The 15,385-nt window shown below is 71.8% G+C and carries 11 protein-coding genes; 5 read left to right on the top strand and 6 right to left on the bottom strand.

The window, feature by feature from the left end:
* Nucleotides 1-5: 5 nt before the first annotated feature.
* Nucleotides 6-326 (top strand): L-rhamnose mutarotase, encoded by a 321-nt coding sequence (locus ACYSUO_RS00620; RefSeq protein ID WP_404074245.1) that lies wholly within the window; start codon nt 6-8, stop codon nt 324-326.
* The gene (locus ACYSUO_RS00615) at nt 319-1,356 is read left to right on the top strand and encodes a LacI family DNA-binding transcriptional regulator (RefSeq protein WP_461773966.1); all 1,038 of its coding nucleotides are present in this window, start codon (nt 319-321) and stop codon (nt 1,354-1,356) included. Before ACYSUO_RS00620 ends, ACYSUO_RS00615 begins: the two co-directional genes overlap by 8 nt.
* 12 nt (nt 1,357-1,368) lie before the next feature.
* Here ACYSUO_RS00615 and ACYSUO_RS00610 read toward each other — a convergent pair whose 3' ends face one another.
* From ACYSUO_RS00610 to ACYSUO_RS00590, 5 genes are all read right to left on the bottom strand, one after another.
* Complete coding sequence (locus ACYSUO_RS00610) at nt 1,369-3,474, bottom strand: ATP-binding protein (RefSeq protein WP_461773965.1); 2,106 nt, start codon at nt 3,472-3,474, stop codon at nt 1,369-1,371.
* Nucleotides 3,475-3,655: 181 nt separating this feature from the next.
* Nucleotides 3,656-4,447, bottom strand: coding sequence for an alpha/beta hydrolase (locus ACYSUO_RS00605; protein ID WP_461773964.1), 792 nt, complete (start codon nt 4,445-4,447; stop codon nt 3,656-3,658).
* Nucleotides 4,448-4,458: 11 nt separating this feature from the next.
* On the bottom strand, nt 4,459-5,289 hold the full coding sequence (locus ACYSUO_RS00600) for an alpha/beta fold hydrolase (protein WP_461773963.1): 831 nt from the start codon (nt 5,287-5,289) through the stop codon (nt 4,459-4,461).
* 83 nt (nt 5,290-5,372) lie between these two features.
* On the bottom strand, nt 5,373-6,197 hold the full coding sequence (locus tag ACYSUO_RS00595) for an alpha/beta fold hydrolase (protein ID WP_461773962.1): 825 nt from the start codon (nt 6,195-6,197) through the stop codon (nt 5,373-5,375).
* 96 nt (nt 6,198-6,293) lie between these two features.
* Complete coding sequence (locus tag ACYSUO_RS00590; RefSeq protein WP_461773961.1) at nt 6,294-9,038, bottom strand: LuxR C-terminal-related transcriptional regulator; 2,745 nt, start codon at nt 9,036-9,038, stop codon at nt 6,294-6,296.
* 274 nt (nt 9,039-9,312) lie between these two features.
* Between ACYSUO_RS00590 and ACYSUO_RS00585 the strand changes: the two genes are divergently transcribed.
* Entirely contained in the window at nt 9,313-10,305 is a 993-nt protein-coding gene (locus tag ACYSUO_RS00585) for a helix-turn-helix domain-containing protein (protein ID WP_461773960.1), read from the top strand.
* A 20-nt stretch (nt 10,306-10,325) separates the two neighbouring features.
* Here the strand turns inward: ACYSUO_RS00585 and ACYSUO_RS00580 are convergent, their stop codons facing one another.
* A complete protein-coding gene (locus ACYSUO_RS00580) occupies nt 10,326-13,430 on the bottom strand; it encodes a family 78 glycoside hydrolase catalytic domain (protein ID WP_461773959.1) in 3,105 nt (1,034 codons plus the stop codon).
* 277 nt (nt 13,431-13,707) lie between these two features.
* Here ACYSUO_RS00580 and ACYSUO_RS00575 point away from each other — a divergent pair, with 277 nt between their 5' ends.
* Nucleotides 13,708-14,736, top strand: a complete 1,029-nt coding sequence (locus tag ACYSUO_RS00575) for a LacI family DNA-binding transcriptional regulator (RefSeq protein WP_266717894.1) — start codon at nt 13,708-13,710, stop codon at nt 14,734-14,736.
* An 88-nt stretch (nt 14,737-14,824) separates the two neighbouring features.
* Nucleotides 14,825-15,328 carry a nitroreductase/quinone reductase family protein gene (locus tag ACYSUO_RS00570; protein WP_461773958.1) on the top strand — a complete coding sequence of 168 codons (504 nt, stop codon included), beginning with the start codon at nt 14,825-14,827 and terminating at the stop codon, nt 15,326-15,328.
* Nucleotides 15,329-15,385: the final 57 nt, after the last annotated feature.

The following is a 15,385-nucleotide window of genomic DNA, read 5'->3' as shown; positions in this document are numbered from 1 at the left end:
GTGACATGCAGCGGGTCTGCTTCCTGCTCAAGGTCAAGGCCGACCGCATCGAGGAGTACCGCGCCCGCCACGCGGACGTGTGGCAGGAGATGCGCGAGGCCCTGACCGCCACCGGCTGGCACAACTACTCGCTCTTCCTGCGCGAGGACGGACTGCTCGTCGGCTACCTGGAGACCGAGGACTTCGACAAGGCGCGCGCCGCGATGGACGCCACCGAGGTGAACGCCCGGTGGCAGGCCGAAATGGGCGAGTTCTTCGAGGCGTTGGACGGGCAGGCGCCCGACGCCGCGATGCGCCCGCTCACCGAGGTCTTCCACCTTGCGTGAACGCGGCCCGGGCCGGGCGACGGTCGGCATCAAGGACGTCGCCCGGGAGGCGGCGGTCTCCGTCGGCACCGTCTCCAACGTCCTGAACCAGCCCGACCGGGTGTCCGAGCCCACCCGCCGCCACGTCCAGCAGGTCATCGCCCGCCTCGGCTACGTACGCAGCGAGTACGCGCGCCAACTGCGGGCCGGGCACAGCCGGATCGTGTCCCTGCTCGTCCTCGACATGGGCAACCCGTTCTTCGTGGACCTCGCGCGCGGCGCCGAACGTGCCGCGCGCCGGGCGGGGCTCGGGGTAATGGTGTGCAACAGCGCGCAGAGCCCCGCCGTGGAGGCCGAGTACCTGTCGATGTTCGCCGAGCAGCGGGTGCGCGGCGCCCTCATCACCCCGGCCGACCCCAGCGGCGCCACACTGCGCGACTTCCGTCGCCACGGCATCCCGTACGTCGTCGTGGACCGCGTCGCGGGCGACGAACCGGGCTGCTCGGTGGCGGTCGACGACGTGGCGGGCGGCGCGCTCGCCCTCCGCCACCTCGTCGACGCGGGCCACCGCTCCATTGCCTACGTCAGCGGACCGCCCCACCTCAAACAGGTGCAGGACCGCCGCGCGGGCGCCCACAAGGCACTCGCCGAAGCGGGCCTGCCCGCCACCCACCTCTACGAACTCCCCACGGACCGCCTCGACGTGGCCGCGGGCCGCGACGCGGGCGCCCGCCTCCTCGGCCTCGCCCACCGCCCCACCGCCGTCTTCTGCGCCAACGACCTCCTCGCCCTCGGCGTCCTCCAATCCCTCTACGCGGCCGGGGTCCGGGTCCCCGACGACATGTCGCTGATCGGCTACGACGACATCGAATTCGCCTCGGCCGCCACGGTCCCGCTCACCTCGGTCCGCCAGCCCGCCGTCACCCTCGGCGCGACGGCGGCGCGGCTGCTCCTGGAGGAGACGGGAGAGCAGGCGAGCACCCATCAGCACCAACACGTCATACTGCGGCCGGAGTTGGTGGTGCGGGGCTCGTGCAAGGTGCTGGGCTGAGCGGGCCGGCCATTACCGGTCCGCCGTGGCGAGAGCCCGTGCGACGCAGTCCTCCGGGCGGGTTTCCAGTCCGGTCTTGTAGGCCGCCTCATAGGACGCGTCGCCGATGACCCCACGGATCTGCTGGGCGCAGGTGCGCCGGGCGGCGATGAGCCCGGGTGATCCCATCTGCGCCAGGCCGAAGGAACGCCAGAGGGTGTCGGCGATGCCGAGCAGGCGGGCGGCCCTCTCCGGGTCGATCGCGGCGAGGGCCGGGGCCAGTGCGTCCAGGGTCAGCGCGGCTCCCAGGGTGTCGTGCAGCCGCCACTTGATGTCGAGCGAGGTGCGGGCGTGCCGGACGGCCGTGGCCGGGTCGCCGTTGGTCAGTGCGGCCATGGACAGGAAGTACAGGGCATAGCCGCGCATCCACTGCTCGCCGCACGCCTCGCTCTCCCGGCGCAGGAGCGTGGCCGTCGCCTCGGCACGGTCGGACCGGCCCAGCTGGAGATGGGCGAACCACACGGTGCAGTGGGTCAGGAAACGGGCGGCGAGGAACCCGCCGCCGCAGTCGGGCGACCGGGCCGCGTCGTCGAGCAGCACGAGCGCGTCCGCGGGCCTGCCGGTCATCGCCGGATACGTGCCTTCGAGGTAGAGCGCGGCCGCGACCGCCGCCGGATCGCCCAGCTGTCGTGCCATGGGCGTGCAGACCTCGTGCAGCGCGGCGGTGGCTTCGAAATCGCCTTGGCCGAGCGTCACGAGACCGCGCGCCCACAGCGCCCAGAACCGTTCGGAGCCGGGCCCGGCGTCCGGCTTCCTGCCCAGCGCCCGGTCCAGATAGTGGCTCCCTTCGCGCAGGAAGCCGCAGCCGAACCAGAAGAACCACAGGCTGCCCGCCATCTCCAGTGCGAGACGCGGGTCCGGATGGGCCAGGCAGTGATCCAGGGCGACGCGCAGGTTGCTGTGCGCGGCGGTCAGCCGCTCGGACCAGGCCATCTGGTCGGGTCCGCACCACTCCGACGCACCGGCGCGGGCCAGGTAGCGGTAGTAGTCCCGGTGCCGCGCCTCAAGAGCCGGCTGGTCGCCGACGCGGGCCAGCCACTCCAGGCCGTACTCGCGCACCGTGTCCAGCATCGAATACAGGGGGCCCTGGGGAGTGTCCGCGCGCTGGAGAATCGACTTGTCCACCAGCGCGGACAGCACCCCGGCCACCTCATCGGCCGCCAGTGGCCCGCCCGCGCAGACCCATTCCGCCGCCTCCTTTTCGAAGCCGCCGAGGAACACCGACAGACGGGCCCAAGCGAGGCGTTCCGGTGGCGTGCACAGCTCATGGCTCCAGCCGATGGTGGTCCGCAACGTCCGGTGCCGCGGCGATGCCGGCGGCGACGCCTTGGCCGGGGTGTCGGCGAGCACCTCGAAGCGGCTCCGCAGCCGTCCCAGCAGCTCCGGCACGGACAGCTCGCTCAGCCGGGCCGCGGCCAGCTCCAGGGCGAGCGGGATGCCGTCGAGGCGGCGGCAGACCTCCTCCGTGTCCGCCCGGTTCCGCCCGCTCAGCGTGAACCCCGGTGCGGCGGTGGCGGCCCGCCGGACGAAGAGGGCCACCGCCTCGCTCGTCTCCTCCGCCCCGCCGTCCGCCCCGCGGGTCGGGGGAGGCGGCAGGGGCATGGGGGGCACCCGCAGCAGCCGTTCGCCGCGGATGGCGAGGGGCTGGCGACTGGTGGCCAGAACGCGTACGCCGGGTGCGGCGGCCAGCAGCACCTCCACCGCCCGCGCACACGTCGGGAGCAGGTGTTCGCACCCGTCCATGAGCAGCAGCAGATGGCGGTCGGCCAGCCACTCGCACAGCACCTCGCGCATGGGGCGCGAGGTCGGATCGGCCAGCGGAAGCGCCTCGCCCACCACGCCGTACACCAGCCCCGGCATCCGAAGCTGGCCCAGCTCGACCAGCCAGACACCGTCCGGGTAGTCCTCTCCCGCCGCCTCGCACGCCTGCCGGGCCAGGCGGGTCTTGCCCACTCCGCCCACCCCGGTCAGCGTCGTCAGCCGGGAGGCGGCCAACAGGCGGCCCACGGCCTCCAGTTCGGCCCGCCGCCCTACGAACTCCGTCCGCGCGGGCGGCAGATTGCCCCTCGGTCCGTCCATGATGGCCCCGCCCACGAAAGGCCCCCTCGGCGCATCGCCCCGTCTCGGAAACGGACAGTCTGACGGACACCGTCGCGGCAGAAGAGCTGTGCCGGAACTCGCCCGAACGAGACCGGAGGGCGACCGAACGGGGCCGGGTGCGACCGGACTTGCCGTACGGATCCGAGTTCACACCTCGCCGTCAGGAATGAGCCAGCGCCCACTCGAGGGCATGGTCGGCGATCTCCTCCCAGCCGTCCTGCGCCGGCATCAGGTGGGAGCGTCCCGCGTATTCGATGATTTCGGTCAGGGCCCCCGACTTGTAGTGCTTGGCATTGGAACGCTGGATCTTCGGTGGCATCAGGTGGTCGTTCTCACCGGAGATGAACAGCAGAGGCGCGCGCTTGTCGTTGTGGTAGTCGACGTACGAATCGGCATGACCGGGGTGGATGTTGGCCAGCGCGCTGCCCCAGAACACATGGCCGGAAGCGGGGATGTGGTAGCGCTCGTACGCCGCCCGCGCCTGGTCCTCGGGGAAGGTGTTGGTGAAGGCGTAGCGCCACTGGTCGTAGGTGAAGCCGACGGCCTTGTGCCGGTTGGCGGGGTTCTTCAGCACCGGGAACGTCGCCTTGGCCTGCGCCAGGGGGATGACCGCGACGCCTTCGGTGGGGGCGGAGTTCATCGCGACGCCGCAGGCGCCGTAGCCGTGGTCCAGCAGGATCTGGGTGAACACCCCGCCCGCGGAGTGCCCCATGAGGATCGGCCGGGTGTCGAGGCCGTCGATCAGCTTCTCCAGCGACGAGATGATCGCGGGGACGGAGAGCTGCTCGATGGGTGTCGGATCCTCGTTGAGGGCCTCCACCTCCACCTCGAAGCCGGGGTAGCCGGGCGCGAGCACCCGGAAGCCCTTGGCCTGGTAGTGCGTGATCCAGTGTTCCCAGCTGCGGGGCGTGACCCAGAAGCCGTGGATGAGGACGATCGTGTCGGGTTTCACGGATGGACCCTTCAACGGGTGGCGACGTAGGCGGACTTGATGACGTCGGCGGCGGCCTGCGGGTGGGAGATCATGACGACGTGCGAGGAGCGGATCTCCTTCACCTTGCTGCCGGCGCGCTTGGCCATGAACCGCTGGACGGCGGGCGGGATGACCTTGTCCTGGGTCGGGATCAGATACCAGGAAGGGATGCTCTTCCAGGCGGGCGCGCCGCTCGGGCCGCTGAGCCCTTCGACTGAACCGGGGCGCTGCGTGACGGCCATGAGACGTGTCTCGGACGCGGGCAGATCGGCCGCGAACACCGCCTGGAACTTCTCGGCCGCGATGTAGCCGTCCGTGCCCTCGCCGCCGCCGGGCAGGGGATAGGGGCGCGGAACGAGCGCGGCCCCCAGCTCGCTGCCGGGGAACTGCTGCGCCAGTTGCAGCGCGCTCTCGCCCTCGTCGGGCGCGAACGCCCCCAGGTACACCAGGGCCTTGACGTTCGCGTGCCCGCGGGCGGCGTTGGTGATGACGATGCCGCCGTAGGAGTGGGCGGCCAGGATCACCGGTCCCGTGAGGGTGTCCAGCACGCTGGAGATGTACGCGGCGTCGCCCGCGGTGTCCCGCAGCGGGTTCGCCGGCGCGATCACCGGGAAGCCGCTCTTGTGCAGCAGCCCGATGGTGGCGTTGAACCCGGAGGCGTCGGCGAACGCGCCGTGCACGAGGACGACCGTCGGTTTCGCGCCGCCGGACCTTTCGGCGGACGCGGCCGATGCGGGGGCGGCGGCGCCGACGAGGGTCGCGGCGCCGGCCGCGAGCGCGCCACCGAGGACACGGCGGCGCGGAGGATGACCGGGATTCATGGTGACTCCTTCTGAAGCGGGCAGGCAGGGAAGGGCCGTGCGGAAACCGTGTGCCGGGCTCGGAGCGGCGTCGGTTCACGTGATCAGGAGTTGAGGAACTCCAGCAGATCGGCGCCGAGTTGGTCCTTGTGCGTGTCGGTGATGCCGTGCGGCGCGCCCGGGTAGACCTTCAGCGTCGCGTTCTTGATGCGGGCGGCGGACGCCTTGCCGCCGACCTCGAAGGGCACGACTTGGTCGTCGTCGCCGTGGACGACCAGCGTGGGCACGTCGATGGCGTCCAGGTCGGCGCGGAAGTCGGTCGCGGAGAACGCCGCGACGCACTCGTACGCGCTCCGGTGCCCGGCCTGCATGCTCTGGAGCCAGAACGCCTCCCGGATCCCCTGGGAGACATCGGCACCGGGCCGGTTGTTGCCGAAGAACGGGCCGTCGGCCAGGTCGCGGTAGAGCTGCGAGCGGTCGGCGAGCGAACCGGCCCGGATGGCATCGAAGGTCTCGACGGGGACACCGCCGGGGTTGTCGGCCGTCTTGAGCATGAACGGCGGCACCGCGGAGACGAGGACGACCTGGGCGACACGGGCGGTGCTGTGGCGGCCGACGTAACGCGCGACCTCGCCGCCGCCGGTGGAGAAGCCGACCAGGGTGACGTCGCGCAGGTCCAGGGTGTCGATGAGCGTGGCCAGGTCGTCGGCGTAGGTGTTCATCTCGTTGCCGCTCCACGTCTGTGTGGAGCGGCCGTGGCCGCGCCGGTCGTGGGCGATGGCGCGGTAGCCGTGGGTGGCCAGGAACAGCTGCTGGGCCTCCCAGCTGTCGGAGTTCAGGGGCCAGCCGTGGCTGAGGACGACGGGACGGCCCGTACCCCAGTCCTTGTAGAAGATCTGCGCACCGTCGGATGTGGTGACGTAGGGCATGAACTGCTCCCGACCGAGGAGGGGTTGGCTGTGACACTCCGATGGTTCGCCGGTCCGGGCGGTCGCCGCATCACGTGCGCCGCGTAGTGGGCGTGGTCACGCGCGTAGGGCCTCGGCGAGCCGGCGCCGTGAGGGCACGTCCAGCTTCCGGAACACCTTGCGCAGGTGGTAGTCGACCGTGCTGGCGCTGATGATCATCTGCGTGGCGATCTCGGCGTTGGTCGCGCCCTGCGCCGCCAGGTGGGCGATCCTCAGCTCCTGCGAGGTCAGCGGCTCCCGCGCGCCTTCGGGAACCTTGGTCAAGTGCGCTCCAGTGGCGGCCAGTTCGCGCGCGGCACGCTGGGCGAAGGCGCCCGCGTCCATCGCCCGGAACATGGTCAGGGCGGTCCGCAGCGGCGCCCGTGCGTCCCTGCGGCGCCTTCGCCGGCGCAGCCATTCGCCGTACAGCAAGTGGGCGACGGCCAGATCGGCCTCCGCGCTCGTCCGGGACAGCAGATCTATGGCCCCGCGGTACAGCGGCTCGGCGTCCCCAGCCCCGGCGAGCAGGGCCCGCGAGCGCGCCAGTAGCCCCAGCGCCCACGGCGTGCCTGCGGCCGTGGCCCGGACGCCCAGGATGCGCAGGGCCGCGGTCGCCAGCGTACGGTCCCCGCAGCGCACGCCCACCTCGACGACCGCCGGCAGGTGCCGGGAGTGCAGCCCGAGTGCATCGGGCCGGACGAGCTCTTCCGCCACTGGGCGGGCCGAGGCGTAGTCCCCGCTTCCCAGCGCGAGGATCAGCACGCCGCCGTGCGCGAGGGACGCCAGCGCTCCGTCGCCGCGTGCGCGCGCGTCCTCAAGGGCCCGGTGCAGTGCTTCCCGCGGGCCGTTGTCGACGGCACGCCAGGCCAGCAACTCGGCGTTCCGGTAATGCTGCGGCTGTGCCGTGGGTCTGCCCATCGCCGCCCGGAGCTGCCGGCCGTCGGCCTCCAGTGTCTCGGCGGCCGCCAGATGTCCCAGCGTGGTCTCGGCCATGGCGGAGCAGGAGAGGATCGCGTCGAGGTGTCCCAGGGCTCCGCGCCGCCGGGCGATGCCATCGGCGCGCTCCAACAGGGCGGTACGGGCGTTGTGGTCCCACAACAGGGTGGAGAACCAGACGCCCAATCCGTAGCCGCCCAGCACCACGTCGTCGGGCGTGCCTGGTGCGAGCAGCGCCGTCAGGGCCTTGCGCAGCTGGGGAACGGCCTGTTCATAGCCGGCACCGGCCAGGACGGTGAAGCCGCGCAGCAGTTCGTCGATGCCCGTCGGCGGCCCGGACGCTGCCAGGGAGTCCACCGCACGTGCGATCTCGGCAGCCGTCGTGGCGGGGGCGCGGTGCCCTGCGGTGAACGTCAACTCGGCTGCGTGCAGAAAAGCTTGGCGCTTGCGGCCTGGCTCCCGATTCCCGTACGCCGACGCGGCAGCGAGGCACAGCGCCGACGCCCGCGCGGGGGCATCGGGCCCGCCCAGGCCGTCGACGACCCCGGCCTGAACCAGCAGCGCGCCCGCCCGCCCCGCCTCGCTCAACAGACCGACGTCGACCGCCCCCAGCAGCACGTCGGCCTGCCGTGGCGCTCCGGCGGCGACGGCGGCCTCGGCGGCGGCGAGAAACCGCCCGGCCCGGGCACCGCCGTCCGGCGAGAGTTCCGCCGCCCGCGTCATGAACGTCACCCGTGCCGCATGCCCGCCGCGTGTCGCGGCCCGGTCGGCGGCACGCTCCACCTCGTCCGCCACGGCGGCATCCCGGCCGGGAACGGTGGCGGCGAGATGCCACGCGCGAAGATCCCGGTCGTCCGGCCGGTCCGTGACCTCCGCCAACGCGCGGTGCGCAGCGCGCCGTTGCACGCTCGTGGCACCGCCGTACACGGCCGAGCGCACCAGCGGATGCGGGAACTCCACGGCGGCGCGCAATGTCACCATCCCGGCGCCTTCGGCGGGCCCCGACGCGTCCGCCGCGATTCCCAACAGGTGCGCCGCGCGCGCGAGATAGTGGAGGTCACCGCTGGGCTCGGCGGCGGCGAGCACCAGCCACGCGCGCGTGGCGTCGGGCAGCCCGCGTACCTGCTGCCGGTAGTGCTCCTCCAGCCGGCTCCCCACGGGTAAGGGCTCGGGCAGGGCGAGGGAGCCGGCGAGGTGCTCGGCGGAGAGCTCCCGGCCGAGGTCGCTCAGCGCTCGGGGGTTGCCGCCGGTCGCCGCCACGATGCGGGCCCCGACCACGGGGTCGAGAGGACCGTCCGCCACGGACCGCAGCAGCTCCAGCGCGTCCGGCTCGGCCAGTCCGGGGACCGGTACGACGGGCAGGCCGGGCGGGATGTCGAAACCGGACCTGGCGGCGAACACGAAGCCGACTCCCTCGGCGTGCAGCCGACGGCCCACGAAGGCGAACACCTCCAGGGAGTCCCGGTCGAGCAGGCAGGCGTCGTCGACACAGCACAGCACCGGACGCAGCTTGGCCTTGTCCGCGAAAAAGGCCAGCAGGGCGAGCCCCACCAGGAACCGGTCCGCCGGAGGCCCGTCGGCCAGCCCGCAGGCGACCTTCAGCGCCTCCTGCTGGAGCGGCAACAACGCGCCGCCTTCCTTCAGTTCGTCCTGGAACGGAACCAGCAGCCGTTGCAGCGCGGCGAACGCGAACCCTGCCTCCGCCTCGATCCCCGCCAACCGCAGCACCCGAAGGTCCGCCGCCTCCGTGACCACGTGGTCGATCAGTGCGCTCTTGCCGATCCCCGCGTCGCCCTGCAGGAAGACGACCCCACTCAGTCCCTGACGCAAGTCCGCGACCAGCAGGTCGAGTGGTGCGCGCTCGTCGGACCGGCCGTGGAAGGTCATACCCAGCACCTCTCGCCGCACCCCATAGTTGTGAAGGACTTGTGCGGGAGCGTGGCACGGGTGTCGCCCGTCGGCTTGCCCCTGCCTGTCGGTGCCTGTCCTCTCCGTGCCACGACCCTGGCCGCGCGCGACTCTCCGCACCTGCCGCACCGTGCGCCCCAGGAGGCATTCGGGCAGGACCGTGCTGCGTACATTCACCTTTGCCCGGCAAGACGCACGCGGCGGACACTGGCGCATCGGGCGGCGACAGGACGCCGCCGGCAGGGGAGGCGTTGTGCTCGTCCTCGACACAAGCGACCTTCCGGTCGGCGACCGGATCGCGGCCTTCGAAGCGGTGGCCGCCGGCGCCGGCGGTGTCTCCTCCGTCCAGGGAGAGGAGCCCGAGGGAACGGTCTGGCAACGCCTCGAACTCTGGCCCCTCGGCCCACTGACGCTCTTCCACACCCAGGGCACCGGGATGCGCGTCTCCCGCTCACTCCGGCAGGCGCGACGCGACGCGCTCGACACCGTCGCGATCAATATTCATCGCCAAGGATCCGGCGGCTTCTCCTGGACCGACCACCACCAGCGCATCGGCCCGAACAGCGCGACTCTGCAACACATGCCCGCCGGGTACGAGTACTGGTGGTCGGGGCTCGGCAGCACGCTTGCCCTGATGTTCGACACCGAACGCCTCGGCCTGCCAGAGGAGTCGATCCGCACCGCGATCCCGACGCTCGAACACAGCCCCGTCGGCCGCCTGTTGATCAACCACGTGCACGGCCTGCACAGCATCGCCGACCGGGTCACCACCGGCCCCGAAGCCGAGGCCCTGGCCTCGGCCACCCTGGAACTCGTCCGGGCCTGGGTGGTGTCCGTCGCGGGCGACGACACCACCCGCCGCGCCGTCGCCGCGGAAACCCTCCTGACCCGGGTCTTGGCCTACGCCCGGACCCATCTGCGGGAACCCGATCTCACCCCGCAACGCATCGCGTGGGCGCACAACACGTCCGTGCGGACGCTGTACCGACTGTGCGCGGACGGCGGGCTCAGCCTCGAGAAGTGGATCGTCCGCCGCCGGCTCGAGGGCGCCCGCAGCGACCTCGCGGCCCCCACTCACGCACACCGCACGATCGAGGCGGTCGCGCGCAGTTGGGGCTTCGGCAATCCCGCCTTCTTCTCACGCCGCTTCCGCCAGACGTACGGCATCACGCCCAGCGAATGGCGAAGACTCTCCCGGCGGAGCGGGCTCTCCTGGCGCCCTCCGCCGAGCGCCGACGGAGGATGAGGAGGGCCCGCCCGATCGCGTCAGCGCACCGAACTCGTCAGCCGGTACTGGCCCGGCGGCAGCCGGAACGTCGCCCTGCCGTCGGCGAATCCAGCGGCTCGCACGCCCTCGACCTGCGCGAGCGGTGTACGCCCCGAGCGGACCGACGACGCCGACACGCTGGGCAGGCTCAGCGTCGCCTCCGTGTTGGCGGGCACGGTGGCCTCGAACGTCAGCGTCCCGTCCTTGGCCAGCTCCCACTCACTGGTGATCTCGCCGTAGGGCGACAGGTGCCGCGCCGACACCTGGGTGACGGCGCCCGTCGGGTCGAGGTGCGGCTGGAGCCGGAAGCGCCGGAAGCCGGGGTGGTCGGGGTCGCAGGCGATGCCCGCCATGTACGCGTACATCCACTCCATGATCGCGCCGTACGAATAGTGGTTGAAGGAGTTCATCTCCACCGGGCCGAACCCGTCGTCCTTGGAGTACGAGTTCCAGCGTTCCCAGATCGTCGTCGCGCCGTTCTTCACCGAGTACAGCCATGAGGGCATGGCGTCCTGGTGCAGCAGCTTGTACGCGAGGTCGGGGCGGCCCTCGTCGGTGAGGACCGGCGCCAGCACATTCACGCCGAGGAAGCCGACCGACAGGGTGTTCTCGGCGTAGTCGACGCGGGCGCTGTCGGGGTGGGCGGCCTTGTACGCCGCGTCGTTGCCGATGTTGTCCGCCAACAGACCGACCAGCGCCCGGCGTTGGGCCTGGGTGTCGTAGAAGCCGAGCTTGAGGACCCAGAGGAGGGCCGACTGGCTGTTGTCCTCCGGGTCGCCGCCCATGACCGGCTTGCCGCCGAGGCTGGACCGTACGGTGATCTTGTCGCCGTCGACGGCGATGTACTTGGCCATGAAGGCGCGGCGGACGCGGGTGAAGAGGTCCTCGTACGCCTTCGACTCCGGGGCGCGGCCGGTGGCCTTCGCCATCTGTGCCATCAGGCGGACGCTGTACGCGTAGTAGACGTCGCTCATCAGCTGGGTGCCGGTGTTCTGGAAGGCGAGCCAGTCGGCGAAGATCGCGCCCTGTCCTGCGTAGCTGTCGCCGCCCTTCTTCTTGATCCAGTCGATGTAGCGGACCATCGCGTCCCAGCTGCGGTCGATGATGGTCCGGTCGCCGCTCATCTGCCACACGGTCCACGGCACGACGACCCCGCAGTCCGCCCAACCGCTGCACGGCTCCGCGGCGTTGTACCGGTTGCCGGGCGCGACCGCCGTGAACTGGGCGCCGTCGACGCCGTACGTCTTCTGCGACTCGATCAGGATGTCCTCGAAGTGGCTGAGGAAGGCGACCGAGTCCGTGTTGTAGAGGCCCGTGCTGGAGAACACCTGCGTGTCGCCGGTCCAGCCGAGCCGCTCGTCGCGCTGCGGGCAGTCGGTGGGCACCCACAGATAGTTGCCGCGCTGGCCCCAATGGACGTTGCTGATCAGCTGGTTGATGTCGTCGTCGTTGGTCGTGATGCTGCCGGTCTCGCGGATCGCGGAGGTGGCGACCTTGCCGGTCAGGTCCGAGACCGTGACCTCGGCGTCCTTCGTGGTCACCTCCACCGACACATAGCGGAAGCCGTAGAAGGTGAGCGAGTCCTGGTGCGTCTCGCCGTCGCCCGCGCCCTTGAGGACGTACGTGCTCGTGGCCTTCGCCGAGCGCAGATTGGCCCGGTACAGCGAGCCCTCGGGGCCGTCCGCGCCCTTGCTGTCGTCGTTGAGCATCTCGCCGAATCGGACGACGACTTCGGCTCCGGCGGTGCCGCGCAGCGTGTAGCGGGGGACGCCGACCATGTTCTGGCCGAGGTCGAAGACGGCGGTGTCACCGGGGCGCAGGGTGACCGGGCCCGGCCTGCCGTCGGTGGAGCGGGCGGGGTCGGGGACGATGCGACCCTTGCCGTTGGCGCTCGACTCCTCGCCCGTGACCTCCGAGTAGACGGTCAGCGACTGAGGGGTGCGGTCCCACTTCTCCATCAGGCGGGCCGTCTCACCGGGGTAGGCGGTCAGCTTGGCGGCCGGGAACTTCGCGGCGTAGCCGACCTCCTCCACGTCCGACCACTTCGAGGCGTCGAAGCCGCTCGCCGTCCAGCCGGTGAGCTCCTTGCGGGCGTCATAGGTCTGACCGTCGTAGATGTCGTCGGCGCGGTAGGGGCCGGTGTCGGTGGCCTTCCAACCGGTACCGGGCTTCGTGACGACGCTCTGCGTGCTGCCGTCCGCGTACCGGATCAGGAGCTTGGCCTTGAGGGCGAGCGGATTGCCGTCCTTGGAGTAGTACGTGCTGCCTTCCGAGACGCGCGCGTTGTACCAGCCGTTGCCGAGCACGGCGGCTAGCGTCACGGCACGGCCGCCGCCGCGCGTGACCGACTCCGTGACGTCGTACGTCATGTAGTTGACGCTCGTGTCGTAGTTGGTCCAGCCCGGCGTGAGCAGTTCGGCCGTGCGGCCCTCGCCCTCGGGGACCGTGACGCGCTCGCCGTTGACGTACGCCTCGTAGACACCGAGCGCCGACACGTACAGACGCGCCTCGCGGACCTGGCCCTTGCCGCGCAGTGCGGTCTCGCTGCGCAGCAGCGGCGCGCCGGCCGAGTTGGGCTTCTTGCCCTTCATGCCGATCCACTGGGCGCCGTCCCAGTGGGTGGTGCCGTCGCTGCTCAGCAGGGCGGTCTCGAAACGGGCGGCGGGGGAGGTGCCGACCTCGCGGCCGTCCGCGTCCCACACCGTCACGGACCAGAAGTACCGGGTGGACGGCTTGAGTTCGGGCCCGGCGTAGCGCACGGCCACCGAGTCGGGCGACGTCACGCGGCCGCTGTCCCACACGTCGGCGCGGGCGAGCCGCGCGGCGCTGGACGCCACCCGGATCCGGTACGCGCCCTGGGCCAGGCCCCGCTTCCGCGAACCGAGCCGCCAGCCGAAGCGGGGGCGGGTGGCGTCGGTGCCGAGGGGGTCGACGCGGTGTTCGGTGGTGAGGCCGGTGACGGCGCCGTTCGGGAGAGCGGATGGAGCGGGGAGAGCGGCTGGTCCGGTGGGGGCCGCGGCGGCGGTGGGGGCCGCGGCCGCGATGACGGGCACCGCGCCCGCACTCGCGGCGAGGACGGTTCTGCGACGTATGTCGCTGCGCATCTCGGGGTGTCCCTTCGTCGGTGAAGGTGTTCCGGTTCAAACGATTCAGGTCTGCGCCTCGAGAGGCAAGGGGCGTGCATGAGGTATGTATGAGGCACACCTGCCTTACTGGGGCGACAGGCTGGGCGGGCGGAGGCTGGGGGAGGGGTGTCCCGCCTGTTGGAGAGATGCTCAGGACCGAAACGATTCACCCGGTCGTCCGATGTCTCGAACACCGGACGGGCCCCGCCACGTACACTCCGACTGCCGCACCAGCTCACCAGGAGGACCACACCCGATGGGACAGTCCGTGGGGATCAAGGACGTCGCCCGTGAAGCGGGGGTGTCCGTGGGCACGGTCTCGAACGTGATCAACCGGCCCGAGGCCGTGGCCGACGCGACGCGTGCCCGCGTGCAGGCCGCCATCGAGCGGCTCGGCTACGTCCGCAGCGAGTCGGCGCGGCAGTTGCGCGCCGGACGCAGCCGCATCATCGGCCTGCTCGTCCTCGACATGGGCAACCCGTTCTTCGTGGATGTCGCACGCGGCGCCGAGCGTGCCGCGCGGGACGCCGGGCTCGGGGTGATGGTGTGCAACAGCGCGCAGAGCCCGGCCGAGGAGGCCGAGTACCTGTCGCTCTTCGCCGAGCAGCGGGTGCGCGGAGTCCTCCTGACGCCCGCCGAGGCGACAGGCCCCACCGTCGAGGCCTTCCGCCGGCACGACATCCCGTTCGTCCTGGTCGACCGGGTCGCCGAGGGCGCCACCGAGTGCTCGGTCTCGGTCGACGACGTCAACGGCGGCGCGCTCGCGGTGCGCCACCTCATCGACGCGGGACACCGCAGCATCGCCTACGTCAGCGGCCCCCGCACGCTCAACCAGGTCCAGGACCGCCGCCAGGGCGCGCTGCGCGCCCTGGAGGAAGCCGGCCTCCCCTCCTCCGCGCTGCGCGAACTCCCGACCGAACGGCTCGACGTGGCGGCGGGCCGCGACGCGGGCGCCCGCCTCCTCGGCCTCACCGAGCGCCCCACCGCCGTCTTCTGCGCCAACGACCTCCTCGCCCTCGGCGTCCTGCAGTCCCTGTACGCGGCCGGGGTCCGGGTGCCCGACGACATCGCGATCGTCGGCTACGACGACATCGAGTTCGCGGCGGCGGCCGCGGTCCCGCTCACCTCGGTGCGCCAGCCCGCGGTCCACATGGGCGCCCTGGCCGCGGACCTCCTCTTGGAGGAGATCGAGGCGGCGGACGACCCGGAGCGGGCGCACGAGCACCGACGGGTGGTGCTGCAGCCGGAGTTGGTGGTGCGCGGATCGAGCCTGGGCGCGCGCTAGATCCTGTGGGCCGTTCGGCTCTATCCGCTGCCGACGGCCGTGGCTAGCTTGACCGGAACCGCCGCCAACTGTGCGTGGGGAGGTCGACATGCCGGCCCAGGACCGTACGAAAGCGCCGTGGCTCCCGCCGCGCTGGTTCATCCGCCTGGCCTGGTCGGTGCACCGGGGCGCGTACCGGGCCTCCGGCGGCAGGGTCGGGCTGTGGAAGCCGCGCCTCAACAAATGGGGCACCCTGCGGCTGACCACCACGGGCCGCCGCACCGGCCGCCTGCGAGGCGTCATCGTCGCCTACGTGGAGGACGGTCCGCGCCTGGTCACGCTGGCGATGAACGGATGGGGCGAGGGCGAGCCCGCCTGGTGGCTCAACCTGCGGGCACACCCGGAGGCGATCGTCCACACGGTCAACGGCCAACGGGTCGTACGAGCGCGCGCCGCGACGGGCGACGAGCGGGCGCGGTTGTGGGACCGCTGGCGCGAGACCGAGAAGAACCTGGACGCGCATGCGGCGAAGCGGTCGTTCGAGACCACGGTGGTCGTCCTGGAGTCGCTGTCCGGCACGCCGCACGGTGGGCCGCCCGGCGCTTCGGCGTGACCTGTGCCCTATCTGTCAGGACGCAGGACCGCACGCACACCGTGCGGGGACGCCCTG

This window comes from Streptomyces sp. UC4497, assembly GCF_054871485.1.
The sequence above is the reverse complement of the archived record's forward strand: the minus strand, read 5'-3'. Positions and strand labels throughout refer to the sequence as shown.

What these genes read in the sequence shown, in the direction of transcription:
- ACYSUO_RS00570 (WP_461773958.1), top strand. Translation starts at nt 14,825, where the DNA reads ATGCCGGCCCAGGACCGTACGAAAGCGCCGTGGCTCCCGCCGCGCTGG.
- ACYSUO_RS00620 (WP_404074245.1), top strand. Translation starts at nt 6, where the DNA reads ATGCAGCGGGTCTGCTTCCTGCTCAAGGTCAAGGCCGACCGCATCGAG.
- ACYSUO_RS00610 (WP_461773965.1), bottom strand. Translation starts at nt 3,474, where the DNA reads ATGGACGGACCGAGGGGCAATCTGCCGCCCGCGCGGACGGAGTTCGTA.
- ACYSUO_RS00600 (WP_461773963.1), bottom strand. Translation starts at nt 5,289, where the DNA reads ATGAATCCCGGTCATCCTCCGCGCCGCCGTGTCCTCGGTGGCGCGCTC.
- ACYSUO_RS00595 (WP_461773962.1), bottom strand. Translation starts at nt 6,197, where the DNA reads ATGCCCTACGTCACCACATCCGACGGTGCGCAGATCTTCTACAAGGAC.
- ACYSUO_RS00575 (WP_266717894.1), top strand. Translation starts at nt 13,708, where the DNA reads ATGGGACAGTCCGTGGGGATCAAGGACGTCGCCCGTGAAGCGGGGGTG.
- ACYSUO_RS00580 (WP_461773959.1), bottom strand. Translation starts at nt 13,430, where the DNA reads ATGCGCAGCGACATACGTCGCAGAACCGTCCTCGCCGCGAGTGCGGGC.
- ACYSUO_RS00590 (WP_461773961.1), bottom strand. Translation starts at nt 9,038, where the DNA reads ATGACCTTCCACGGCCGGTCCGACGAGCGCGCACCACTCGACCTGCTG.